Here is a 23,223-nt window from a genome sequence, read left to right as displayed (position 1 = left end):
TCGCTTTTGACAGGCGTCGTTTGACGCCCGCTGTGGTGGCGGAGCATCTGCCACCACAGCGAACACAAACACACCGATCGAATAACTTTTAGGAACACAGGAGAGACATGGGAGCGCAACTTCGGGTCTACCGGCAGAAAATCAAATCTGCCCAGACGACCAAGAAGATCACGCGTGCAATGGAGTTGATCGCTGCCTCACGTATCCAGAAGGCACAGGCACGAGTCCAGGCATCAACCCCTTACGCACGCGCCATTACCCGCGCCGTTTCGGCCGTGGCTTCGCACTCAAATGTTGATCACCTGCTGACTACAGAGCCCGAAAAGGTTGAGCGCGCTGCCGTGCTCATCTTCTCGTCTGACCGTGGTCTCGCTGGTGCGTTCAACTCAAACGTTTTGCGCGAAGCTGAACAGCTCAGCGAACTGCTGCGCGAAGAAGGCAAAGAAGTTGTCTACTACCTCGTTGGTCGCAAGGCCCAGGGGTACTTTGCATTCCGTCAGCGCGCTGCAGAGCGCGTCTGGTCGGGTGGAACTGACAACCCGGTCTTCGAGACGGCACAAGAAATCGGCGACACGCTGCTTGAGGCATTCGCACGCGATGCGAAACAGGGCGGCGTTGACGAGATTCACGTGGTCTACAACCGCTTCGTGAGCATGATGACGCAGACCCCAGAGGTCATCCGTCTCCTGCCACTTGAGCTCGTACAGGGAGAGGCCGAAGCCGGCCCCGAACTGGCGAAGATTGAGCCGCTGTACGAGTTTGAGCCCGACGCCGAAAGCGTTCTTGACAAACTCCTGCCGGTTTATATCGAGTCTCGTATCTTCAACGCAATGCTGCAGTCGGCCGCTTCAAAGCACGCCGCAACGCAGAAGGCGATGAAGTCGGCCAGCGACAACGCTGACGGACTCATTCGTGACTACACCCGACTGGCCAACAACGCCCGTCAGTCGGAAATTACCCAACAGATTTCAGAAATTGTGGGCGGCGCTGACGCGCTTGCCAACTAGCAGATACTGCGAGAAGAGAGAGAAGCTATGACCGCAACCGCCAACACGGCGACACAGGCTGTGGGCCGTATCGCCCGAGTTACCGGCCCAGTCGTTGACATCGAGTTTCCCCACGACTCCATTCCGGAGGTGTACAACGCTCTCAAGACCGTTGTTGACTTTGGTGATGGAACCGAGCCAATGACGCTGACCCTCGAGGTCGCTCAGCACCTCGGTGACGACCTGGTTCGCGCTATTGCGCTGAACCCGACCGACGGACTCGTCCGCGGACAAGAGGTAACCGACACCGGTTCTGCCATCTCGGTTCCCGTAGGTGACGTCACCAAGGGCAAGGTATTCAACGTTATCGGTGAGGTTCTTAACGCAGAGCCCGGCGAGACCATTGAGATCACCGAGCGCTGGCCCATCCACCGCCGCCCGCCGGCCTTTGACCAGCTTGAGTCGAAGACGCAGCTCTTCGAAACCGGTATCAAGTCGATTGACCTCCTGACCCCCTACGTACAGGGTGGAAAGATTGGTCTGTTCGGTGGAGCCGGTGTTGGTAAGACCGTTCTTATCCAGGAAATGATCCAGCGTGTAGCGCAGGACCACGGTGGTGTTTCGGTATTCGCCGGTGTTGGTGAGCGTACCCGTGAGGGTAACGACCTCATCCACGAGATGGAAGAAGCAGGCGTCTTCGACAAGACCGCCCTTGTGTTCGGCCAGATGGATGAGCCACCGGGAACGCGTCTTCGCGTTGCGCTGTCGGCCCTGACGATGGCTGAGTACTTCCGCGACGTGCAGAAGCAGGACGTTCTGTTGTTCATCGACAACATCTTCCGCTTCACGCAGGCCGGTTCAGAGGTTTCGACCCTTCTTGGTCGTATGCCTTCTGCCGTTGGTTACCAGCCAAACCTCGCCGACGAGATGGGTATCCTCCAGGAGCGCATTACGTCGACCCGTGGACACTCGATTACGTCACTGCAGGCTATTTATGTTCCTGCCGATGACTACACCGACCCAGCACCTGCAACCACGTTTGCTCACCTTGACGCAACGACTGAGCTGTCGCGTGAGATCGCATCGAAGGGTCTGTACCCCGCGATCGACCCGCTGACCTCTACCAGCCGCATCATGGACCCACGTTACTTAGGTGCGGACCACTACCGCGTTGCCACCACGGTCAAGCAGATCCTCCAGAAGAACAAGGAACTCCAGGAGATCATCGCGATCCTCGGTGTTGACGAGCTCTCTGAAGAAGACAAGATCACGGTATCGCGCGCACGTCGTATTGAGCAGTTCCTGTCGCAGAACACCTACATGGCGAAGAAGTTCACCGGTGTAGAGGGATCGACGGTTCCGCTCAAGGAGACCATCGAGTCGTTCGACGCAATTGCTAAGGGTGACTTCGACCACGTTGCAGAGCAGGCGTTCTTCAACGTTGGTGGCATCGGCGATGTCGAAGAGAAGTGGGCACAGATCCAGAAAGAGAACGGCTAATTATGGCAGCGCCTCTTACGGTGAGTGTTGTTTCGGCAGACCGCGAAGTGTGGACTGGCGAGGCATCGCAGATCATCGCAAAGACCGTCGAAGGCGAGATCGGCATCCTTGCCGGTCACGAACCGATGCTTGCTATCCTTGCCGGCGGTGAGGTGCGGGTGACCGCGCTTGACGGCTCCAGGGTTGTTGTTGACGCTGCCGACGGCTTCCTGTCGGTCGACAACAACGTTGTGCAGGTTGTTGCCGGACGGGCTTCGATCGTCGCCTAACACGCCAGCATCCGGCCTCTAGGGCCGAGGTGATGACGTGCGAGTCAATAACCATAATGAAAATTCTTCTGCCGCCTTCCGAAACGAAGGTCAGCGGGGGAGAGGCGGGGCCACTCCAACTGAGTGGTCTCGCCTCTCTCTCGTTAAGCCCCGAGGATTCCGCGCTACTGCTCAAGCGCAGGGAATCTCTTGTTGAAGTGGTCGTCTCTCTTGCGGCCGACGTAGACGAAAGCCAGCGAGTGCTCAAGCTTGGGCCAAAGCAGCTTGGCGAAATTGACCGAAATCGTGAGCTTCGCACCGCTCCAACGCTGCCAGCAATTGCCAGATACACCGGTGTCCTGTACGACGCTATTGGCGTGGCGTCACTCGATGCTGCTGCTCTCGCGTACCTGCATCACCACGTCATCATCCAGTCGGCCTTGTTTGGCCCGATCATGGCGGGCGACCATATCCCCGCTTATCGGCTGTCATACAACTCTGCGGTACTCGGTCGCGGTAACACACTGAGGGCATTCTGGAGCCAGCTGCCGGAGACGATGTTTGGCAACGGGCACGAGTTAGTCATCGACTTGCGGTCAAAGGGGTATCGCGAGTTGGCGCCGGTACCGTTCTCCGACCGTTTTCTCTCTGTTGATGTTCTCACGAGAGAGCGTGACGGCTCACTGCGTGCGCTCAATCACTTCAATAAAAAAGGCAAGGGCGAGCTTGTACGCTCTCTTGCTCGTGAAGGAGTCGAGTTTTCGACTGCTCACGAGTTGCTTGAAGGGCTGCTCTCAACGGGGCATGAGGTTGCTCTCGCAGACGAACATACGCTGCAATTGGTGGTTCCCGGCCTGTAGCCTGGCGTTGGTCGGGGTGTGCGCGCTACGCTAGGAATCGAACTTTGAGTAAACTCAGAGTTTCATGTTTCGTCGGTATGCTAGGCCGACCCAACTTCACCCGAAAGGCAACCTCGTGTTCCTTACTGAATATTCCGATTACAGCACCACAGAGGGCTTTGCGCTCTTTGCCTTCCTCGCGGTGTACGCATTTGTCATCTTTATTTTTGCGGTTGCCGGCTACGTCATCTCGTCGATCTTTATGTCGATGCTGTTCACGAAAGCAGGCGTGGACAAGAAGTGGCGCGCGTGGGTTCCGATCTACAACACCATGATTTTTCTCAAGCTTGGTGACATCAACCCGTGGTACTTCTTTGTATCGTTTATCCCGTTCGTGGGTAATATTGCCTTCCTCGTGCTCTACGTTCTCGCCATGTACCGGATCAACCTCAAACTTGGCCTCAACGCGGTGGGGTACACAATCTTTGGCTTCTTCCTTGGCTTGATTTGGCTGATCGTGGTTGCGGTCAACAAGGCTCAGTTCAACCCAGCGTCGGTTCCGCCGCCAAGCTGGTACAACAACATCCTCAAAGACAACGTTCGGTTCAACGGCGTGCCCAACCAGGGCTACGTTCCTTTCAACTCCTAACAGCGCACGAGCTGTCTGAGTTCTCCACCGCGCCACGTTACACTCGTTGGCGCGGTGGAGAACCGACTAGGCTCGTTGTGTGCGAAAGACATCCGAATGACAGAGGTTGGTCTCAACCAGAACGAATTCGTCGTTGACGCGCCCGATCTTAACCCTGGCAAAGTGAAACTCTCGTGGTTCGCAATTACCGATGTTGGATACCGGCGTGAAGTTAACGAAGATAGCTACGTCACAACTCCGCCGGTTTTTGCGGTTGCTGACGGAATGGGTGGTCACTCAGCTGGTGACGTCGCCAGCGCTGCTGTGGTCCGTCGCCTCGGTCAACTCGGTGGCACCCCAACCGTGTGCCGCAACGACATCGATGCGGCGCTGAGCCAGGCTGTTGAAGACATCGAGGTGAACGCCGGAGACAGCGACCTCGGCACCGGCACGACGGTTACCGGCATCGCGCTCGCAAATCATGACCAAACCCTTCTCTGGGACTGCTTCAACATCGGCGACTCGCGGGTGTATCAATACTTTGAGGGTGCGCTCAGCCAAATCACGGTCGACCATTCCGTGGTCCAACATCTCATTGACACCGGTTCGATCACGCCTGAAGAGGCCGAGACGCATCCGCACAGCAACGTCATTACTCGTGCGGTTGGTTTTAACGAAGAGCCGATTCCCGATTACGTCCAGCTTGCCCTGGTCGAAGGCCAGCGACTGCTCATCTGTTCAGATGGGCTCACCAAAGAACTTACAGACCACGGCATCGAGCATTTCCTTGGCGTCGCCGAGACTCCAGAGCAAGCAGCCCGAGAACTGCTTGCCCAGGCGCTCAGCAACAGCGGGCGAGACAACGTCACCATTGTTGTTGTTGACGTCGTGAGCGCCGAGTACGCGCCTGCTGAGGACACGTATACCGGCATTAGTCTGCTGTAGCGTGCTGGCTCTGGCCGCTCGGACTACGCCGTTGTTGCCAGCAGCTCGTCCACTGACTCAGCCGGGCGATTGAGAGCGTCGGCGACCGATGCGTTGACCACCCGCGACCCCGAGACATTAATGCCCTTGGCGAGTGCGGCATCCGCTCGACAGGCTTCGCGCCACCCGAGCCTTGCCATCTGACGAATGTAGGGGAGCGTCGCGTTGGTGAGCGCATATGTTGACGTGTGTGGCACCGCGCCAGGCATATTGCCGACGCAGTAGAACACGGAACCGTGGACGGTGAATGTTGGGTCGTCGTGGGTCGTTGGGCGTGAATCCTCGAAGCAGCCGCCCTGGTCGACAGAGATGTCAACGAGCACACTGCCCTGCTTCATCTTGGCAACGAGCGCGTTGCTCACGAGTCGAGGGGTACGCGAGCCGGGAAGCAAGACCGAGCCGATGACCAGGTCGGCATCGACAAGAGCCTTCTCGATTTCATAGCTGTTTGATGCGATGGTCTTGATGTGCCCCGCATATTGTGCGTCGAGCTCACGGAGGCGCACAAGGTTGGTGTCGAGCACCGTGACCCTTGCCCCAAGTCCGTAGGCGACCGCGAGGGCATTTGTGCCGGCGACGCCGCCGCCGAGGATGACAACATCCGCCGATCGGGTTCCTGGCACGCCAGGCATGAGGAGCCCTGGTCCGCCGTGTGGCTTCAGCATTGTGTTGGCGCCAACGAGTACGGAGAGCCTTCCTGCCACCTCGCTCATCGGCGCAAGAAGCGGGAGTGCGTTGTTCGGGAGCTGTACCGTTTCGTATGCGATGGCTGTTGCTCCTGAGGCGAGGAGCGCATCAGCGAGCGCTGGCTCTGCCGCGAGGTGTAGATAGGTGAAGAGGGCGAGGTCAGGACGAAAGTAGCCGTACTCCTCAGGAACCGGCTCTTTGACTTTGAGCACAAGCTCGCCGGTAGCCCAGGTTTCAGCGGCGGTCGAGACAATAGTGGCACCCGCCTGCGCGTATTCGGCATCCGGGATGCTTGAGCCTATACCTGCACCGCTTTGAATAAACACCTCATGGCCGTTAGTCGTGAGGTCGTGAACGCCAGCGGGGGTGATAGCTACGCGGAATTCGTTGTTTTTCACTTCTTTGGGAACGGAAATCCTCATATCCACACCCTACAACGGCTGGTATCGAAAGTGAATGGGGTTGTCAGAAGGTTATGACTGCGTTACCGTTCCGCCTGTTTTTTGAGGGAGCAATCCCGGGCTGTGAAGAAACCCGAGGCATGCGAACTAATGCTCCGCACACTCGATATTGGATTCTTGCGCGCGGTTCCGCTGAGTTTCGAACTTGGCTTCGATTCCTCGCTACAGACTCGTCCTTGAGCCTACGGAAGGCGGTTGCGATGGCCTTGCAACCGACTCAGTGACACAAGCCTCTCTGGCCTGGGGAGCCTGGTGCGGGCGCTTCGCAAGGGACTCGCGTACTGCTGGAGCGTTGCGATCGCTGCCGCCCCTGCCTCAGGGCTGCCGTCATTCCGTTCGCTCGATTGCACGGATGACGACTTCGCCTTGATCATCAAGCAGAACCTGACAACGTCACGGCTCCAACGAGCCATAACGGCCGAGGCCGAGTCCTAACCGGTTACGTCGTGAGGGAGTGCGATGCGTAGTAGGCAAGCGCATCCCTGACGTACTCGGCTCCGGATGGGTCATGCCTGGTGTAGTTCTTGCCGAAACGAGGGTCACTCACGTAGAGTTCGCCGAGCCCAGCAACATACTCTGCGGTGACGGACATCCCCGTCCCCTCTGCACCAACCCTGAGCCAGTCAACCTGCTTTGCCGCAATCGCCTGAACCTGATCACTTTCCGGCGAGTGGCCTGCGAGCTGGGCCGCGCCGAACTCATCCTGGATGAGCCGCTGGGCGTGAAGGAATTCCTTGCGTTGTTCTTCGCTCAGTTGTGTCCACCAAGTATTGCTGCGCTGATACGTATCTGCGCCCCAGCGTTGTACCACTTCTTCTCGGTGGGCAGTGTGATCGAAGCCGTCAAACATTTCTTCGGCCATGAGGTGTTCTCCATTCGTGAGTTTCTTGAGTGTTGTCTCTACCGATCGAATCTGTCGGTCGAGGTGCTCGCGCTCTGCATGCAACCATCGCAGGTGTGTATCAAGCGCATCCGTGTTGCTCTGAGCCCCCGAGAGCACCGAGGCAATCGCTTCAAGGCCGAGGCCGAGTTGGCGGAGCAGCAGGATGCGTTGGAGCCTCACGAGCGCGTCGTCGTCGTAGTAGCGATAGCCGTTGTACCCGACGCGGCTTGGCTCGAGCAGGCCTATCGCCTGATAGTGGCGAAGCGTGCGCGAGGTGGTTCCGGTGAGCCTGGCGATCTCCGAAATAGACTGTTCCATCGGTGTTCCCCTGTGTAGAGTGGGCGGATGCTGTGCGATGTGTGCTGCGGAGCGGCACGTGTACAACGATAAAAGTTGACGTTACGTCAAAGTCAAGCAGGTTTTTGACGCCGTCACGCTGCGTGAGAGGAACAACACCATGACCTATGTTGCCAACGACAATCGATACGCGTCGATGCCATACGCCAGATGCGGCCGTAGTGGCCTATTGCTCCCGGAACTATCTCTCGGTTTGTGGCACAACTTTGGCGACACCAGGGCAATCGAGACGCAGCGCGAGATTCTGAGGAGGGCCTTTGACCTCGGTATTACCCACATTGACCTCGCCAACAACTACGGGCCACCAGCTGGCTCTGCTGAACGCAACTTCGGCCGGATTTTTGCAGAAGACCTTGCTCCCTATCGAGACGAACTCATTGTCTCGACGAAAGCCGGGTACTACATGCACAAAGGCCCCTATGGCGAATGGGGATCTCGCAAGTACCTGCTGTCGTCGCTTGACCGCAGTTTGCAGCGGATGGGGCTCGACTACGTCGATATTTTTTACCATCACCGACCAGACCCGGATACACCAATCGAGGAGACTGCAGGCGCGCTCGCTCACGCCGTGACGAGTGGTAAAGCGCTCTACGTCGGAGTATCGAACTACAACCCTGAGCAGACCGAGGCCATGGTGGCCGCGCTTTCCGCACATAACGTTCGGCTCCTCATCCACCAGCCACGATACTCAATGTTCGACCGTCATATCGAGCACGGCCTCTTCCCCGTGCTTGAGCGAGAGGGCATCGGATCGATTGTGTTCTCTCCGCTCGCGCAGGGGCTGCTGACAGATCGCTATCTTGGCGGCACCATTCCAGCAGACTCTCGGGCCGCCACGAGCGTATTTCTGCCGAAGGAACGCATCAGTGAGGAATACCTTGGTCGTGCGCGAGCCCTCAACGATATCGCCGCATCGAGGGGGCAGACGCTTGCGCAGTTGGCCCTGAGCTGGATTCTGCGCCAGCCGCAGGTAACCTCGGCGCTGATCGGGGCGTCGAGTGTTGCCCAGCTTGAACAAAATGTCGCTGCCCTCGACGCGGCGCCACTCAGCGACGAGGAGCTTACACGCATAGAGCCCCATACCGTTCACGGCACGGGGCTCTAACCGAAGGAAACGAGCAGATACTCCTTCGCCTATTTTTTGCGAACAGCTGCCGCGATGCCGGCGAGTACAAGCAAAAGTCCTGCGCCGATGAGGCCTGCTGTGATGAGAACGCTTGTGTTTGCCGCGTTGCTAAACGTAGCTGGGTTGAGCTGAACAACGGCAACGATAACCGCAAACGCGACGAGCAGTACGCCCCATACGATCGTGCCGAGTCTGGCCTGGAGCGGCTTTTCGGAAGCGCGTGGTGGAACCGCGGCCTGTGGCTGCGTCTGGTCGAAGCCGGCTGCGTCCTGAGGGGAAGCGGTCGTATGTTCGAGCGGCACCGTTGGCGACTGATCGGGGTTGACGTGTTCGCCGGGGTTCAACGGGCCTTGGATATTCGGGTTGCTCATGATCGTGCTCCGCTCTTGGTCGTAATGACATCTGCTGTGGTCGAACCGGCCACAGACCATACCCGGATGACGGTGGCGTCGTCATCGGGTGTAGACGTGCTGTGCAGCACCTCACCGTTGCTCACGCTCACCCGACTTGATTGGAAGACGCTTCCGCTATTGAACGACGAGTCGTCGTCTACTCCGTTCACGGTGACACTGCCAACAATCGCGTTGGTCTGAACGACAAAATCTTCGTTGGACGGCAGCAAGATCTTGGCTGAACCAGCGACGAGCCAGACATCCACAATCCCACCCGTCTCAACGTTGCGCTTGCCGAGCTCGGTGAGATCAACCGTCATCCCGCCAGCGACAAGGGCAAAACCCTGCCTGGTATCGGTTTCGGCGCTTGACACTGCCCACTGGGGGGAACCCGCAACAGCGTAGTGGGTGCCCCAGGGGAATACTCCAACAACGAGGGTCGCAACGACGGCCACAAATGAGAAGAACCCAAGGCCTCCGCTTTGCTTGCCCCTGATTCCCGCAACAACCGTCGCGATTCCGAGGACAGCGAGGGCCGTGCAGAATCCAAGAACCGCAGGGTCTGCGATCGATGAGGTGGCCGTGGCGCTGAAAGCGACAACGGCGCCTGCGATTGCCGCGAGACCAAGCCAGATGGCAACGTAGCCAGCGCCAAGTTGGCGACGTTTGTGTTCCCGTGCCTGTTCCTGGTAGTCAACCTTCCACGCGGCGCGCTGTTCGCGGTGTTGTTGCTGCTGGGCGTGTCGTTGGGCGGCGGTCTGCTGGCCCTGGCCTGCCTGCCCCTGTGGATCTGCCCAGTTGTTGCCCTGAGCGTTGAGCAGCGGGTCGACGGTTGGCGAGGCGTGGTCGCTCTGCGTCCACGCATTGGCGCTCGTGGGCGACGCCGTGTTGCTCGCGAACTGGGCTGTCGTCTCCGAGCCGTTGGCGCCGGGCGTTTCAGCTCCGCTCGTGGCCGAAGCAAATGAGGGGCCAGCCTGGTCTGTTGACGAGTGTGGGCTTGGGCGACGGTATTTGCCGTTCGAGCCGACATAGGGTCCAACCACAGGGTCGTTCTGGAGCCGACGAACAATCCACGAGATGAGCCATACGATGGCGCCGACGACCAGAATGGTCCAGGCAACACGGAAGGTGATCTCAAGCCAGTCTGGCATGCCCCACCATCCGGGAGGGCCTTGCCACCAAAGACCCTGGAACCAGGGGAGGACGCTGAGGCCTGCGATCACAAAGATCGCGACGCTGGTCCCGGTGACGTTGCCGCGCATGACCTGCTCAAAGTGGATGAGGCCGCGCTGGTCGGGCAGTAGCATCCATGCTGCTGCGTAGAACAGAATCACGGGGCCGCCGAAAATGGCGACCACGATCGCGATGCCGCGGACAATCATGGGGTCGATACCAAGTTTTGCCGCGATGCCGCTGCAGACTCCACCAATCCATGAATCGTCGGTGCGTGTGATGCCAAGGCCCCTGATCCAATTGAAGAATGCGTAGCCCGGAGGGGGTGCTGGTTGTGTGCTGTCTCCCGTTGGGGGCACCTGTTGCTCGTTCATGATTCAAGTTTTTCGTACTCGGCGGCTTGCTGCTATGGGGGACCACCCTGAGTGGACCCTGAACCTTGGCTCAGGAATACCTCAATGTCCGTTGTTCGTGTTTGGATTGAACCCATGAGTCCTCAAGCACCACGTCCCACACTCGTGCGCCCGCGCGTTCGAATTGTGGGTGGCGTCTGCGCAGGTCTTGCCGCGCATCTTGGGGTACCCGTCGGCCTCATCCGCACGATTATGATCGCGCTCGCGGCGGCTGGCGGTGCCGGCGTCGCTCTGTACTGCTGGCTGTGGGCCACGACCCCAACCGAGGGCTCCGTGCCAGCAGATCGCACCGCATCTCAGATTTTGATGCAGCCGGGCGTTCAGACGGCACCATCGGAGGCACATAGCGATCCGGTCTTCCCTCCGCGAAGCGAAATTCGGATGCCCTGGCAGAGTCGGGTGCCTGGCGTCAACACCGCTCCATCACACCAGCCGTCAGCACCCACCGCTGACGGTGGATTGACCTCATCGCCGCAGCCTCCTGGGCGGACCTATCCAGTGACCGAGATTCTACTTGGCCTCGCGTTGCTTGCCATCGGGCTGTCCTTGCTGGCCAGCCGCATGGGCGTTAACGTGCCGCTTGCCGCGATCATCCCAGCCGTTGTTGTCTGCGTGGGTGTGGCGCTGGCTTGGTGGCAGTTCTACCGGCTTCGCAGCGATGCCCCAACAACCAGTTCCTCAGTGCTTATTCGCACGCTTGGGGCGCTGGTATTGGTTGCGTTTGGCATCCTGTTGTTTTTCGTGACGGGGGAGCGGCCCAACGTCTGGACGGTCGTGGTCGCGGCTTTCTCCGTCCTGCTCGGGGTCGCCGTCGTTATCGCTCCCTGGCTCATTCGGCTGACCCGTGAACTGAGTGACGAGCGGGCAGCACGGGCGAGGGCGACTGAGCGGGCAGAGATCGCCGCTCACCTGCATGACTCCGTGCTGCAGACGCTTGCGCTCATCCAGCAAAAATCTGGTGCGCAGAGTGACATCGCTCGTATCGCACGCGCGCAAGAACGCGAGCTCCGCGGCTGGCTGTTTGCCGAATCGACGGATGCGGTTGAGGTTGACCTCGCAGACGAGATTCGGCAGGCCGCAGCATCCATCGAAGCCGATTTTGCCGTACATTTTGACATCGTTGTTGTTGGGACGAGCTTGAGTCTTGCCAACGACAGCGTGATTGCTGCAGCGCGTGAGTCGATGCTCAACGCGGCGCGCCATGCCGGCGGTTCTGTCTCCGTTTACGTTGAGACTCGACCAAACGCTGTCGAAGTGAGCGTGATTGACAGGGGGCCTGGGTTTACGCTTGAGACAGTAGGAGATGACCGGCACGGTGTCAGGGAATCAATCATCGGCCGGATGGCGCGAGCAGGTGGCAACGCCCGCATCGGACCAGGGCGAGGGGGAGTAGGCACCGAGGTGTTGCTCACCCTCCCACTCGAAACACCACGCGAAACCCCAGCCGAAAGTGACCTCTCATGACCGACCAACCGCACGATGCACCTCAGCAGGACCGCGGACAACTCACGGTCGTGATTGTTGACGATCACTCTATCTTCCGCTCAGGTCTGCGCGCCGAGCTTGCCCCCGATCTCAACGTACTTGGTGAGGCGACAACGGTTGATGAAGCCATCAGCGCGGTGAACCAGCTGCAGCCTCGCGTTGTGCTGCTCGATGTCCACCTTCCCGGTGGCAACGGCGGTGGCGGGGCAGAAGTCATCCAGCGCAGCGTGGCGCCCAACACGCTGTTCCTCGCCCTGAGCGTGTCCGATGCAGCCGACGATGTTGTGCGCGTTATTCGCGCTGGTGCCCGCGGTTACATCACCAAGAGCTCATCTGGCGTCGAAGTATCAGACGCCGTTCGCCGTGTTGCCGATGGCGATGCCGTGTTCTCTCCTCGGCTGGCCGGGTTTGTGCTTGACGCGTTTGGAGCGGTCTCAGGGGAGACCGCCCAAACCAACGACGAACTTGACCGGCTCTCTGCACGTGAACAAGAAGTTATGCGTCTGATCGCTCGAGGCTATAGCTACAAAGAAGCGGCGGCCGAACTCTTTATCTCGGTGAAAACGGTGGAGACACACGTGTCTGCTGTGCTCCGCAAGCTGCAGTTTTCGTCGAGGCACGAGCTCACCGCCTGGGCACTCGAACGAAAGCTGCTCTAGCGCCTTCTCCCGTTGACCCACTTCAATAAGCGTGAGACTCCGCGCTGACTGACCTTTCCTCCGGTAAACCGTTCAATTTTTCGGAACGGCATCGCGATGAGAAACATGACGTTATTTGCAAGCATCGGTTTCTTGAACGCTCTGAGCACCGTTTGCGCGAGCGCCAACACTCCATAGAACGCCCGCCCGAATAGCCCTCTGTACTGGCCCTGTGCGATGGTGTCGTCAAGCCCAAGCGGCTTGCTGCGGTCCCAGAGGGTTGGCTCAGGAGTGAAATCGAGGAGCGCATGGAAATCCGCGGCGGTGAGTGACCTGAGGTCCGTTGCGTAGTATTTGGCGAGTTGCCCCTCGTCGTAGCCGTGCGGGGTGTCGTCGCCTACAATCGACACGGTGCCGCTGAGCCGAACATCCAGAAGCGACGCAGCGACTTGCAACTCGTAGTCCCCGCTCTGGACAGACCAGTCGCCGTTCGCAACGTTGTAATAGGCAAGATCACGCCGTGAGTAGGGGAGCTCGACCCTGGCAGACTCGCCAGGCTTGAGGGCCACCTTGGCGAACGCCTTGAGCTCGCGATCAGCTCTGAACACCCGCTTATGAACCGGCCGGATGTACAGTTGCACAATCTCTTCACCGGCCACTGAGCCGGTGTTGGTGATTGTCGCGAGGACTGACCCCTCGGACACCTCGAGGTCGCTGTAGGCGAATGTCGTGTACGACAGGCCATAGCCAAAGGGGTAACGAACGGGAACGCCGGCGGTGTCGTAGTAGCGGTACCCGATGAAGATGCTCTCCCTGTGCTCAGAGGTCGCTTCTCGTCCAGGGTAGTACGGGGACGAAGGGACATCGGTATAGCGCAGCGGATACGTCTCCGTGAGTTTGCCGCTCGGGTTTGCCTCCCCAAGCAGCAGTTCTTTGACCGCTGTGCCCCCACCTTGGCCGCCAAGGTAGCTGTGCAAGATCGCGTCGGCCTTCGCCTCGAAGGGCAGCTCGATCACCCCGCCTCCAGCGAGCACCACAACAATGTTCTTGACTACTCCGCGCAACTCGTTCATGAGCTGCAACTGGTTGTTGTGGATCCGGAGAGATTCTCTGTCGATGCCCTCCGCTTCAGAGCCTTCGTCGAGGCCAAGAAACAGCACAACCGTGTCTACCTTGCCGGCGAGGGCGAGTGCCCGTTTTCGGAGTCGTTTGCTTTCGCCGCCAAGCCGTTTGAATCCTTGCTCGTAGCCGACAACCTCAATCGACGACTGTTCGAGCGCGGAAAGGGCATCATCGAGCTGATACGCGTTTACCAGCGAGCTCCCGGCGCCCTGATACCGAGGATTCTTGGCGAAGTCGCCAATGATCGCAACACGGAGTCCTGGACGAAGGGGAAGCACGTTACCCTCGTTCTTGAGCAGCACCATCGATTTCCGGGCCGCATCGACTGCCTCGCGGTGTTGGGCATCGTGATCGACGGGCGATGCATCGGCAACCGCGGCGCCCGTTTCGAACACGACCCGGAGTAGGCGAGTAACCGCATCGTCAACTACGGCTTCGTCAAGCGTCCCGGCGCGAACGGCCGCGACAACTTCGGCGTCAGTGATGCCGCTTGTTGACGGCATTTCGAGTTGGTTGCCAGCTATGAGCCCACGAACGCGGTCGTTATTGCCGCCCCAATCGGTAACCGTCATGCCGGGGTACTCCCACTCGCCGTAGAGGATGTCGCGCATGAGATGCGTGTTCTCGTTGGCAAATTCGCCGTTGACTTTGTTGTAGGAGGTCATGACTACCTTGGCCTCGCCATCAACCACCGCCTGACGGAATCCCTCAAGATAGAGCTCGCGAAGCGCCCGCTCATCCACGATTTCGTTGATCGACATTCTGAGGTGCTCTTGGCTATTCACCGCGTAGTGTTTTGGGCTCGCGGCGATTCCGGATGATTGGATGCCGCGCACCATGCTGCTCGCGAGCTGCCCGGTCACGTGTGGGTCCTCTGAGAAGTACTCAAAGTTGCGCCCGCACAGGGGATTTCGTTTGATGTTGAGGCCGGGCCCCAGCAGTACGCCAACGTGTTCGCCGGCTGCCTCGAGCCCCAACCGTTCGCCAACCCGATGGAGGAGCGCCGTATCCCAGCTATTGGCCAGGGTTGCTGCAGGCGGGAAGCAGGTCGCGGGGATGCTCTTGTTGAGCCCAAGGTGATCCGCTTTACCACCCTGCTTGCGAACGCCGTGTGGGCCGTCTGTGAGCATCATTGACGGAATCCCCAGTCGTTTGATGGCCTTGGTATTCCAAAAGTTCTCGCCGGACAGCAGCGACGCCTTTTCTTCAAGCGTCATCTGGCCGATGAGTTCGTCGAGGTTCATTCGGTATCCATCTTGGTCGTGGTGAGCACATAGAACGAGATGTTGTGGGCCGACGTACGGAGCGCTTGGAGGAGGCCGGCGCGGTCTTCCTTGAGTCCAGCTTTGAGTTCCTTTTCAAAGAGATTATCCGTTGGCAGGTTGATGAGGCTACGGAGCATCAAGTCGTTTCCGGCCTTGACCGCCTGAACGGCATTGAAGTGCTTTTCTTGGCCGGCGATTCCGGCATCCGTAATCACAAAACCTTCAAAGCCCCACTCGTCACGCAGGACGTCGGTGAGAAGCTCATGGCTGCCACCGGCCCAGGTTGTGCCGATGCGGTTGAACGCCGACATCATCGCGTGTGGGTTGCTCTCTTTGACCGTGATCTCAAAGGGTTTGAGGTAGATTTCGCGCAGCGATTGTTCGGTCGCCCAGACGTACAGGCCGTTGTTAGCCCTGTTGGTCTCCTGATCGTTGGCGGCAAAGTGTTTCACGACGGCGGTTGTGCCGGTTTCCTGGATACCGCGGGTATACGCAGCTGCCATCTTGCCGGAGATGAGTGGGTCCTCCGAGTAGTACTCGAAGTTGCGGCCACCCAGCGGCGAGCGGTGCATGTTAACCGACGGCGCGTAGACCGCATCCACCCCGAACGACTGAGCCTCTTCGCCCATGGCATGACCCATCTGCTCGATGAGTTCGTCGTTCCACGTGCTCGCGGCATTGACGGAGACGGGGTAGGCCACGGTCGACCACGCGCCGAGAAAGCTCCGGATGCTGGCTGGGCCGTCGTACATGGTGGTCTCTGGGATGCCAAGATGCGAGATCGCAGAAGACCAGTAGCCGCCGTCTCCCGCAAGTTTGACCAGGTCTGCCTCGGTGAATTGGTCGAGGAACTGTTCCCACTTGGGGTCATCGTAGGAGAGCCCCTCAAGATCCTTGAGCTGCAGGTCATTCTTGGCGCCGAGTGTTGGCTCCTTTGCCGTGGTTTTGCTGTCCTCGTAGGTCAGCGTGTCGAGTACGGCTTTCGGAGCCTTCAGCTGTTCGTCAGTTGGGGCTACCGGCATCGTGTCGCTTGGGTTGCTGCGAGAGAGGTAGGTGAGGTCTCCCGCGGCATCGGAGAACTGGTTGGTAATCTTCGCGCCCGTTGCGTCATCAGTTGCGAAGGTGAGTGACGTCGGCACGGTGTACGTGAACGTATCGCGGATGGTATGAACATCCGTTCCGAGCTTGATGCCGTAGTCGCCGGCCTCAAGAACCCAAGCCTGCGCAGTAGTTTCGTCGTAGGAAGCCATCGTCATTTGGCTGAGCTCAAGCGTGAGATCTTGGGACTCGCCTGGCTTGAGCTGCTTGGTCTTGGCATAGGATCCAAGTTCGATCGCCGATTTCTCGATGCCGCCAGCCGTGTACGGCGCGGAGTAGTAGAGCTCAACAACATCCTTGCCAGCTGTTTCGCCAGTGTTGGTTACCGTGACCTTCACGGCAATGCTGTCGTCGCTGACGACCGGTTCGGCGACGTCCCAGGCGAAGTTGGTGTACGACAAACCGTATCCAAAGGGGTACTGAACCGTGGTGGCGTAGTCATCGGGGGAGAGGAACGTCTCGTAGTAGCGGTAGCCAACGTAGATGCCCTCAAGGTTGTTGGTGAAGAACCGTTCCATTGGTTCGCCGTTGGCGTCCAGGTATTGAAAGTTGCCCGTGTTGGCAACGGCCGGGTTGCTCTCAACGTCGTAGGCCCACGTGTCGACGAGGCGACCGGAGGGGTTCGTTTCGCCGATGAGTGCGCGGGCAATCGCGTGCGTGCCGTACTGCCCTGGCAATCCAACCCACAGCGCACCCTCGACGTTGGTGAGTTCGTCGAGGAAACCAAGTTCGAGCGTGTTCGAGGAGTTCACGAGCACAACGACATGCGCAAACGTCTTATCGAGCAGTTCGATTGTGCCGCGTTCGTCGTCGCTCAGTGACATCTGGTCTGGCGTGAGGTCAATGGTTTCGGAACCGGTGCGTGAAACGACATACACCGCGGTGTCTGAGTAGTTCGCCGCTTCATCCATGATGGCGTCGGACAGGTTGCTCGGGGGCATTTCCGCGCTGCCGCCGCCGAGGAATCCAACGAGGTTTGGCACGAGCTTTTCAACGAGCCCTGCCTTTGGGCGTTCGTAGTCAGCCGTTGAAGCTTCGCCCTTGGCAACGTAGTTGTTGTAGAGGTTGAATAATTCGGGGTTGTACGCAATGTTATTGTCGTCAAATGCCGCAAACAGGTCGTCAACGGTGGTGATGTTAATGCCTCCTGCGCCGCCGCCTCCAAAGAGGGGCTTTGCTGCTCCCGAGCCGAAGACGTTGAGCTTGGTATCGGGGGAGAACGGAAGCACGTCGTTGTTGTTTTTGAGTAGGGTGATGCTCTCATCCATGACCTGCTCCGCAACCGTGCGCGACGAATCCGCAGCGGCCTGCTGCTGATCGTTAAGCGGCTTTGTCGCCGTCACGTACCAATTGGTGAATCCGCCGCCGATGAGCGCAATAACCAGGACAATGGCGCCGATCACGTAGGGGCGGCGCCGGATCTTGCGATACCGCTTCCAGCCTTTTTTCTCGGCTTTGCGCTGCTGTTTGTCGGATGTGGCCTTGATCGAGGCTTTCCACTCGCGCTTTTCGGCGGCAATTCGCTGTTTTTCGGCAGTTTTTTCGTCGGACGAGATGTTACCGGCGTCCTTGATTCGCTGCTTATACTCGGCGTTCTTCGCTTTTGCCTCGTGTTTGTTGGCAGCGACAAGAGCTCGATACTGTTTTCTGTCCATGACACATCCCATTGGTTTAGCGCGCGGCAGTGCGCGTTACTCGAATGCGGCTAATGTTACCAGTCGGTCGGGATTATTGTGAAGTGTCAGTGGTTAACCACAATCGAGGGCGGGATATCTCCCCTTCGTTGTGGTGAAAGGGGTGGATAGCCCGCCCTCGATTGGGAAGCAGGATGTTGGACCCGAGATACGGGTTCACGGACGCAGCGGCGCGGAATGAGCGCGGTTAGTCGTTTTTATGCAGTTCCTCGTATGCGCGATCCTGATCGCGAAGGGCAACAGAGCCGATTGCGATTGCGAGGGTGCTCGCCCAGATCACCCAGGTCAGAACCGTGCGCCAGTCGTTTGGGGTGTGCTTTGTCTTCTTGACGGTGCTGGCGAGGCCAACGATCGAGCCGATAACGCCGCCGTTGACCAAGTATTTTCCGATAGACATAAGACTCCTCCGTAAGACGTACTCGCTCGTCAACGTTACCGTGTCGCGGCGTGCGCCGCACGTACTGACTGCCGGGGTTGACATCCCCTCAGCGCAACGGCTCGACTTAACCGCCTGGACGGAGATCCGCGAGGCGTTTCATGCCCTTTTGGAGCCGCTTTGGTGGCATCGAAATGTTCGTGTGACGCTGCGCGAACTCACGAGTTTCGATGAGCATGCTCAGGCGCTCTTCCGGTGTTTTGGCCTTTCGGGTGTTAACCTCGGCCACGACGCTGCCAGACCATCCGCCCATCGCAAGCGCGCGCAAAACCTTCGAGACGGGTTGTCCGCCCCTGCCTGGCAAGAGGTGCTCGTCAAAGACCTTTCCCTCGTCGAGCGATCCCGAGCCGTCGCACAGGTGCACGTGGCGGAGGCGTTCGCCGAGTTTTGTCATGATCTCGAATGAGTCTTGACCGGAGAGCGCTGCGTGGGAAAAGTCGAGGGTTGTCGCTTCGCAATCAAACTCGGTGACGTCCCAGCCTGGGGCATACGCTTTGACGCTTTTGCCTTTGACCGTCCACGGGAACATGTTCTCCACGGCAATTTCAACGCCGTACGTCTCGCTGGTGCTGCGCACAATGTCGAGGAAATTCTCTGAGTACTCGGCCTGCCAGCGGAACGGTGGATGCACCACAACGGTGGATGCCCCGAGATTGCGCGTGAGCTCTGCCGTCTTTTCGAGCTTGACCTGCGGGTCGGTTCCCCACACAAAATGTGTGAGCAGCAGGACCGGCGCGTGCACCGAAAGGATGGGCATCGAGTACTGATCGGAGAGCTCACGGAGCGACGTGATGTTCTGCGTACGCTTATCGCGAGTAACCATCACCTCGACCCCGTCGAAACCGGCCTCTTGAGCGAGGCGGAAGCCGCTCTCGAGGTCGAGCGGATAGACACTTGAGGTACTGAGGCCGAGTCGAATCATTGTGCCTAACGATAACCCGCTTATCTGAATATTGGACGAGCATTCAGAAGATTTGCTCAAAATTCTCGGCTGATAAGGTGGCACAACGTGGTCGCGTTCCACAACGCAGCCACCCGAACGAAGGGCAGAGCACGTTGACGAACTCTCAGCCCCAGCCTGCTGGGGATAGTCCAAGCCACAGTTTTGTGTGCATTTCGAATCGACTCCCCGTAGACCGGGTGATTGCAGATGACGGAACTGCGCAGTGGAAGACATCGCCTGGCGGCCTCGTGACGGCGATGGAGCCCGTCATGCGTGAGCAGGGTGGCGCGTGGGTTGGGTGGCCCGGCGTCGCGGATGAGGACGTTGAGCCGTTCTCCGACGGCACTATTGATATTTATCCTGTTGCCCTCAGCGAAGAGGAAGTTCAAGACTTCTATGAGGGATTCTCGAACGACACCATCTGGCCGCTGTATCACGACGTCATTGCGCCGCCCGCGTACCACCGTGAGTGGTGGGTGGCCTATCAGCGCGTGAATCAGCGGTTTGCCGAGGCAGCAGCCGCCATCTCTGCCAACGGGGCGACCGTGTGGGTCCACGACTACCAATTGCAGCTTGTGCCTCGCATCCTTCGTAGCATCCGCCCTGACCTGACGATCGGCTATTTCAACCACATCCCGTTTCCCGCCTACGGCATTTTTTCGCAGCTTCCGTGGCGCAAACAGATCATCAACGGTGTGCTTGGCGCCGACGTCATCGGATTTCAACGTCCGGCCGACGCAGGTAACTTTCAGCGTTCCGTTCGTCGACTACTCGGCTACGAAACGAAGAGTGCGAGGGTGCTTGAGCCGCAGTCCGATGGTTCGTTCCGGCCAATCGTTGCCAAGAGTTTCCCTATCTCGATCGACAGTGCTGGCTTCGAACGGTTGGCGCGCCAACCTGAGGTCCAGGCTCGGGCGAAGGAGATCCGCTCGCAGCTTGGCGAAGAGAAGACCATTATTCTTGGCGTCGATCGCCTTGACTACACAAAGGGGATCCGCCACCGGCTCAAGGCATACGGTGAGCTGCTCGAAGACGGCAGGCTCTCGGTTGAGAACACCACTCTTGTGCAGGTTGCGAGCCCAAGTCGTGAGCGCGTGGAAACCTACCGTCAGTTGCGAGACGAAATTGAGCTCACCGTCGGTCGACTCAACGGCGACTTTGGGTCGATTGCTGATACCGCGGTCCACTATCTGCACCACGGGTATCCGCGAGAGGAAATGGCCGCCCTCTACCTCGCCGCCGACGTGATGCTTGTCACGGCCCTCCGTGACGGTATGAACCTCGTTGCAAAGGAATACGCCGCCACTCGGTTTGATCGAAGGGGCGTGCTTGTGCTGAGCGAGTTTGCGGGCGCGTCAGACGAATTGAAGCAGGCGCTCCTCATCAATCCACACGACATCGAGGGTCTCAAAGATGCCATCGTGCAGGCCGTGACTATGCCTGTTTCGGAGCAGGAGAAACGGATGCGGTCCCTTCGCCGCCGCGTCGCCGAATACGATGTTGCTCGCTGGTCACGATCATTTTTGAATGCTCTTGAGGAATCCCATGCCAGACGCCTTGTTGCCGAGGCGGCAAATGAGGGGGCAGAATCATGACCTCGCTAGAGACAGAACTTGAACGGTTTGCCGCGTTGCCAAATGTGCTGGTCGCGCTTGATTTTGATGGCACGCTTTCCCCGGAGGTTGATGTCCCCGCAGAGGCCCGCGCCCTGCCAGAGGCCCAGCAGGCACTTATTCGGTTGGCTGCCGCTCCTGGTGTGAGCGTTGCGCTTGTTTCTGGGCGCGCTTTAGACTCGCTCCTTGAGGTTTCGGGGGCTCCGGAAAACGTGTTCTTTGTTGGCTCGCACGGTGCCGAGATACTGTCTCCAGGCGAGGATGCTGGACTTGGCCTGTCCGACGATGAGGCCGCAGTTGTTGGAGTGCTCGGGGGTCTCCTTCGTGCCGCGATTCACGACGTTGAGGGCGTTTGGGTCGAAGACAAGCCAGCAGGCTTTGCCGTGCATACCCGGCTCGCGACCGCGGCGGATGCAGCCATTGCCGTCGAGCGGCTGGATGCAGCCGTCGCAGAGATTGACTACCCGTTAACAACTCGTGGGGGCAAGAACATTATCGAGTTCGCCGTTCGGGACACGACAAAAGCCGAGGGCATCCGGTACCTTCGCGCCAAGGTCGACGCGGATTCCGTCTTCTTCGCCGGCGATGATGTCACAGACGAAGACGCGTTTCTTGTTCTGCTGCCTGGCGACATATCGCTCAAAGTTGGCGAGGGTGAGACCGCTGCAAACCACCGCGTCGCTTCGCCCGTTGAGGTTGCTCAGATCCTGCACCGCCTTGCCGACCTCAGGACGTCGTAACGGGGGTAACTACCACTGGCTCGCGCTGTAGTCCTTCAGGAATACGCCGCAGACGTCTTCGCCTAACTCGCCGCGCACGATGGGGTCGTAGACCCGTGCCGCGCCGTCGACGAGGTCGAGAGGAGCGTGGAAGCCCTCTTCTGCCAGGCGGAGCTTTGTTGGGTGTGGTCGCTCGTCGGTGATCCATCCGGTATCAACACTCGTCATGAGGATGCCGTCGGTCGCCAGCATCTCTTTTGCGCTTGTGCGCGTGAGCATGTTGAGCGCGGCCTTTGCCATGTTGGTGTGTGGATGCCCAGGGCCCTTGTAACCGCGGCCGAAGACGCCCTCCATCGCCGAAACGTTGACGACATAGGTGCGTCTCGCCTTGCTTGAGGCCATTGAGGGGCGTAGCTTGCTGATCAGGATAAATGGGGCTGTTGAGTTGCACAGTTGCACCTCGAGGAGTTCGAGCGGATCAACATCTTCGATGTTGGCGACCCAGCTATTGGTGTCGAGCTGGTCGGGTACGAGGCCGCCAGCATCAATGGCCGTTCCATCGCGGTGGCGCTCGATCGACGAGGTGCCGGGGGTGAGCGCCATCTCGGTAAGGTCTTGTGCGGTGAGGGGGCCGGCACCGGCTGCGGCTGCCGCGGCAAGAATCGGGTGGCTGGAGACCGATGCCTCAAGGGCGAGCGGATGCGCGTCGTTCGTGTGGCCGAACGTCACGATCTCGGGAAGATCAACGCCCGTTGGAAGCGGCGATTGCTCGGCCTCAACCAACGGTGAATACGCTCCGGGGGAGCGACGAACCGTTTGGGCAGCGTTGTTGATGAGGATGTCGAGGGGACCCTGTTCGGCGACCGACTCCGCGAGCGATATGACCTGCGCAGGGTCGCGGAGGTCGATTCCTACAATTCGAAGCCTGTGCAGCCAATCTGCGGAGTCGGGCATCGCCGCAAACCGGCGGACGGCATCCTTCGGGAATCGGGTCGTGATCGTTGTGTGGGCACCGTCGCGAAGCAGTCGGAGCGCGATGTACATTCCGATTTTTGCTCGGCCACCGGTCAGCAACGCGCGCTTGCCAGTCAGGTCGGTGCGGGCGTCTCGCTTCTCGTGGCTCATCGCGGCGCAGCTTGGGCAGAGCTGGTGGTAGAACGCGTCAACGAGTGTGTAGCGCTGCTTGCAGATGTAGCACGGGCGGGCGACCTGGAGTTCGCCGGCGATGGGGGCATCGGTCCCGCTGCGTAGCTGGGAACCTTTTGTCTCGTCATCGATGCGGGTCGGCGCGCCCGTTGCCGTTGCGGCGATAACCTGGCGGTCAGCCTCGGCGATGCGGTTGCGCTTCTGCGCGCGACGGCTCACCTTGACTGATTTGAACATTTTGGCGGTCGCGTGGCGGACCTTCAGAAAATCGGGATCTTCTTCATCGATCTCGCTCAGCTCCGCAAGAACGCGGAGGGTGACCTCAAGCTCGGCTGGGTCGATTCGGCGGGATTCGTGGGAGGTCATCAGTCAATTCTAAGCGCTCGC

Annotated in this window: 21 protein-coding genes; 12 read left to right on the top strand and 9 right to left on the bottom strand. The window is 59.2% G+C overall.

Translation table 11 applies throughout. The annotated features are described in order from the left end of the window. The first annotated feature begins 107 nt into the window (after nt 1-107). From FHX76_RS15860 to FHX76_RS15835, 6 genes are all read left to right on the top strand, one after another. Nucleotides 108-1,007 (top strand): F0F1 ATP synthase subunit gamma, encoded by a 900-nt coding sequence (locus FHX76_RS15860; RefSeq protein WP_167152412.1) that lies wholly within the window; start codon nt 108-110, stop codon nt 1,005-1,007. Between the two features lie 27 nt (nt 1,008-1,034). Then, nucleotides 1,035-2,486, top strand: a complete 1,452-nt coding sequence (atpD, locus tag FHX76_RS15855; RefSeq protein WP_167152410.1) for a F0F1 ATP synthase subunit beta — start codon at nt 1,035-1,037, stop codon at nt 2,484-2,486. A 2-nt stretch (nt 2,487-2,488) separates the two neighbouring features. Continuing rightward, nucleotides 2,489-2,755, top strand: coding sequence for a F0F1 ATP synthase subunit epsilon (locus FHX76_RS15850; protein WP_167152408.1), 267 nt, complete (start codon nt 2,489-2,491; stop codon nt 2,753-2,755). 56 nt (nt 2,756-2,811) lie between these two features. Continuing rightward, nucleotides 2,812-3,594 (top strand): YaaA family protein, encoded by a 783-nt coding sequence (locus FHX76_RS15845; RefSeq protein WP_167152401.1) that lies wholly within the window; start codon nt 2,812-2,814, stop codon nt 3,592-3,594. Between the two features lie 115 nt (nt 3,595-3,709). Then, nucleotides 3,710-4,222, top strand: coding sequence for a DUF5684 domain-containing protein (locus FHX76_RS16500; protein WP_167152400.1), 513 nt, complete (start codon nt 3,710-3,712; stop codon nt 4,220-4,222). Between the two features lie 96 nt (nt 4,223-4,318). Then, the gene (locus FHX76_RS15835) at nt 4,319-5,146 is read left to right on the top strand and encodes a PP2C family protein-serine/threonine phosphatase (RefSeq protein ID WP_167152398.1); all 828 of its coding nucleotides are present in this window, start codon (nt 4,319-4,321) and stop codon (nt 5,144-5,146) included. 23 nt (nt 5,147-5,169) lie between these two features. Here the strand turns inward: FHX76_RS15835 and ald are convergent, their stop codons facing one another. Next, entirely contained in the window at nt 5,170-6,294 is a 1,125-nt protein-coding gene (ald, locus tag FHX76_RS15830) for an alanine dehydrogenase (protein WP_167152396.1), read from the bottom strand. A gap of 291 nt (nt 6,295-6,585) precedes the next feature. Here ald and FHX76_RS15825 point away from each other — a divergent pair, with 291 nt between their 5' ends. Next, nucleotides 6,586-6,768 carry a hypothetical protein gene (locus FHX76_RS15825; RefSeq protein ID WP_167152395.1) on the top strand — a complete coding sequence of 61 codons (183 nt, stop codon included), beginning with the start codon at nt 6,586-6,588 and terminating at the stop codon, nt 6,766-6,768. 4 nt (nt 6,769-6,772) lie between these two features. On the opposite strand, the gene FHX76_RS15820 is transcribed toward FHX76_RS15825, so the two are convergent. After that, nucleotides 6,773-7,534 carry a MerR family transcriptional regulator gene (locus FHX76_RS15820; protein ID WP_167152393.1) on the bottom strand — a complete coding sequence of 254 codons (762 nt, stop codon included), beginning with the start codon at nt 7,532-7,534 and terminating at the stop codon, nt 6,773-6,775. A 139-nt stretch (nt 7,535-7,673) separates the two neighbouring features. Here FHX76_RS15820 and FHX76_RS15815 point away from each other — a divergent pair, with 139 nt between their 5' ends. Then, nucleotides 7,674-8,678, top strand: a complete 1,005-nt coding sequence (locus tag FHX76_RS15815; protein WP_167152391.1) for an aldo/keto reductase — start codon at nt 7,674-7,676, stop codon at nt 8,676-8,678. 29 nt (nt 8,679-8,707) lie between these two features. Here FHX76_RS15815 and FHX76_RS15810 read toward each other — a convergent pair whose 3' ends face one another. After that, entirely contained in the window at nt 8,708-9,070 is a 363-nt protein-coding gene (locus FHX76_RS15810) for a hypothetical protein (protein WP_167152389.1), read from the bottom strand. After that, the gene (locus FHX76_RS15805) at nt 9,067-10,638 is read right to left on the bottom strand and encodes a PspC domain-containing protein (RefSeq protein WP_167152387.1); all 1,572 of its coding nucleotides are present in this window, start codon (nt 10,636-10,638) and stop codon (nt 9,067-9,069) included. Before FHX76_RS15805 ends, FHX76_RS15810 begins: the two co-directional genes overlap by 4 nt. 114 nt (nt 10,639-10,752) lie before the next feature. Here FHX76_RS15805 and FHX76_RS15800 point away from each other — a divergent pair, with 114 nt between their 5' ends. After that, nucleotides 10,753-12,141, top strand: a complete 1,389-nt coding sequence (locus FHX76_RS15800) for an ATP-binding protein (RefSeq protein WP_167152385.1) — start codon at nt 10,753-10,755, stop codon at nt 12,139-12,141. After that, nucleotides 12,138-12,821, top strand: a complete 684-nt coding sequence (locus FHX76_RS15795; RefSeq protein WP_167152384.1) for a LuxR C-terminal-related transcriptional regulator — start codon at nt 12,138-12,140, stop codon at nt 12,819-12,821. Before FHX76_RS15800 ends, FHX76_RS15795 begins: the two co-directional genes overlap by 4 nt. Here FHX76_RS15795 and FHX76_RS15790 read toward each other — a convergent pair. The 4 genes from FHX76_RS15790 to FHX76_RS15775 all read right to left on the bottom strand — a co-directional run bounded on the left by FHX76_RS15790 (nt 12,818) and on the right by FHX76_RS15775 (nt 19,337). Beyond that, the gene (locus FHX76_RS15790) at nt 12,818-15,166 is read right to left on the bottom strand and encodes a beta-glucosidase family protein (protein ID WP_167152382.1); all 2,349 of its coding nucleotides are present in this window, start codon (nt 15,164-15,166) and stop codon (nt 12,818-12,820) included. The genes FHX76_RS15795 and FHX76_RS15790 overlap by 4 nt on opposite strands. Beyond that, nucleotides 15,163-17,940 (bottom strand): beta-glucosidase, encoded by a 2,778-nt coding sequence (locus FHX76_RS15785; protein WP_167152380.1) that lies wholly within the window; start codon nt 17,938-17,940, stop codon nt 15,163-15,165. Before FHX76_RS15785 ends, FHX76_RS15790 begins: the two co-directional genes overlap by 4 nt. A 226-nt stretch (nt 17,941-18,166) precedes the next feature. Further along, nucleotides 18,167-18,376, bottom strand: a complete 210-nt coding sequence (locus FHX76_RS15780; RefSeq protein ID WP_167152378.1) for a hypothetical protein — start codon at nt 18,374-18,376, stop codon at nt 18,167-18,169. Between the two features lie 106 nt (nt 18,377-18,482). Further along, a complete protein-coding gene (locus tag FHX76_RS15775) occupies nt 18,483-19,337 on the bottom strand; it encodes a sugar phosphate isomerase/epimerase family protein (RefSeq protein ID WP_167152376.1) in 855 nt (284 codons plus the stop codon). A gap of 185 nt (nt 19,338-19,522) precedes the next feature. Between FHX76_RS15775 and FHX76_RS15770 the strand changes: the two genes are divergently transcribed. Then, nucleotides 19,523-20,953: an alpha,alpha-trehalose-phosphate synthase (UDP-forming) gene (locus FHX76_RS15770; protein ID WP_386761983.1), complete on the top strand. Its 1,431-nt coding sequence runs from the start codon at nt 19,523-19,525 to the stop codon at nt 20,951-20,953. Beyond that, complete coding sequence (gene otsB / locus FHX76_RS15765) at nt 20,950-21,711, top strand: trehalose-phosphatase (RefSeq protein WP_167152374.1); 762 nt, start codon at nt 20,950-20,952, stop codon at nt 21,709-21,711. Before FHX76_RS15770 ends, otsB begins: the two co-directional genes overlap by 4 nt. 9 nt (nt 21,712-21,720) lie before the next feature. On the opposite strand, the gene FHX76_RS15760 is transcribed toward otsB, so the two are convergent. Beyond that, entirely contained in the window at nt 21,721-23,202 is a 1,482-nt protein-coding gene (locus FHX76_RS15760) for an SDR family oxidoreductase (protein ID WP_167152372.1), read from the bottom strand. Nucleotides 23,203-23,223: the final 21 nt, after the last annotated feature.

This window comes from Lysinibacter cavernae, from assembly GCF_011758565.1.
GTDB classification, from domain to species: Bacteria; Actinomycetota; Actinomycetes; order Actinomycetales; family Microbacteriaceae; genus Lysinibacter; species Lysinibacter cavernae.
Note: the sequence above shows the minus strand (reverse complement) of the source record. Positions and strands in the feature narration are given on the sequence as shown.

Coding starts and splice junctions, on each gene's coding strand:
- FHX76_RS15845 (WP_167152401.1), top strand. CDS start 2,812: ATGAAAATTCTTCTGCCGCCTTCCGAAACGAAGGTCAGCGGGGGAGAG.
- FHX76_RS15835 (WP_167152398.1), top strand. CDS start 4,319: ATGACAGAGGTTGGTCTCAACCAGAACGAATTCGTCGTTGACGCGCCC.
- atpD (WP_167152410.1), top strand. CDS start 1,035: ATGACCGCAACCGCCAACACGGCGACACAGGCTGTGGGCCGTATCGCC.
- ald (WP_167152396.1), bottom strand. CDS start 6,294: ATGAGGATTTCCGTTCCCAAAGAAGTGAAAAACAACGAATTCCGCGTA.
- otsB (WP_167152374.1), top strand. CDS start 20,950: ATGACCTCGCTAGAGACAGAACTTGAACGGTTTGCCGCGTTGCCAAAT.
- FHX76_RS15785 (WP_167152380.1), bottom strand. CDS start 17,940: ATGGACAGAAAACAGTATCGAGCTCTTGTCGCTGCCAACAAACACGAG.
- FHX76_RS15780 (WP_167152378.1), bottom strand. CDS start 18,376: ATGTCTATCGGAAAATACTTGGTCAACGGCGGCGTTATCGGCTCGATC.
- FHX76_RS15795 (WP_167152384.1), top strand. CDS start 12,138: ATGACCGACCAACCGCACGATGCACCTCAGCAGGACCGCGGACAACTC.
- FHX76_RS15775 (WP_167152376.1), bottom strand. CDS start 19,337: ATGATTCGACTCGGCCTCAGTACCTCAAGTGTCTATCCGCTCGACCTC.
- FHX76_RS15820 (WP_167152393.1), bottom strand. CDS start 7,534: ATGGAACAGTCTATTTCGGAGATCGCCAGGCTCACCGGAACCACCTCG.
- FHX76_RS15800 (WP_167152385.1), top strand. CDS start 10,753: ATGAGTCCTCAAGCACCACGTCCCACACTCGTGCGCCCGCGCGTTCGA.
- FHX76_RS15760 (WP_167152372.1), bottom strand. CDS start 23,202: ATGACCTCCCACGAATCCCGCCGAATCGACCCAGCCGAGCTTGAGGTC.
- FHX76_RS15860 (WP_167152412.1), top strand. CDS start 108: ATGGGAGCGCAACTTCGGGTCTACCGGCAGAAAATCAAATCTGCCCAG.
- FHX76_RS15790 (WP_167152382.1), bottom strand. CDS start 15,166: ATGAACCTCGACGAACTCATCGGCCAGATGACGCTTGAAGAAAAGGCG.
- FHX76_RS15850 (WP_167152408.1), top strand. CDS start 2,489: ATGGCAGCGCCTCTTACGGTGAGTGTTGTTTCGGCAGACCGCGAAGTG.
- FHX76_RS15810 (WP_167152389.1), bottom strand. CDS start 9,070: ATGAGCAACCCGAATATCCAAGGCCCGTTGAACCCCGGCGAACACGTC.
- FHX76_RS15805 (WP_167152387.1), bottom strand. CDS start 10,638: ATGAACGAGCAACAGGTGCCCCCAACGGGAGACAGCACACAACCAGCA.
- FHX76_RS15815 (WP_167152391.1), top strand. CDS start 7,674: ATGACCTATGTTGCCAACGACAATCGATACGCGTCGATGCCATACGCC.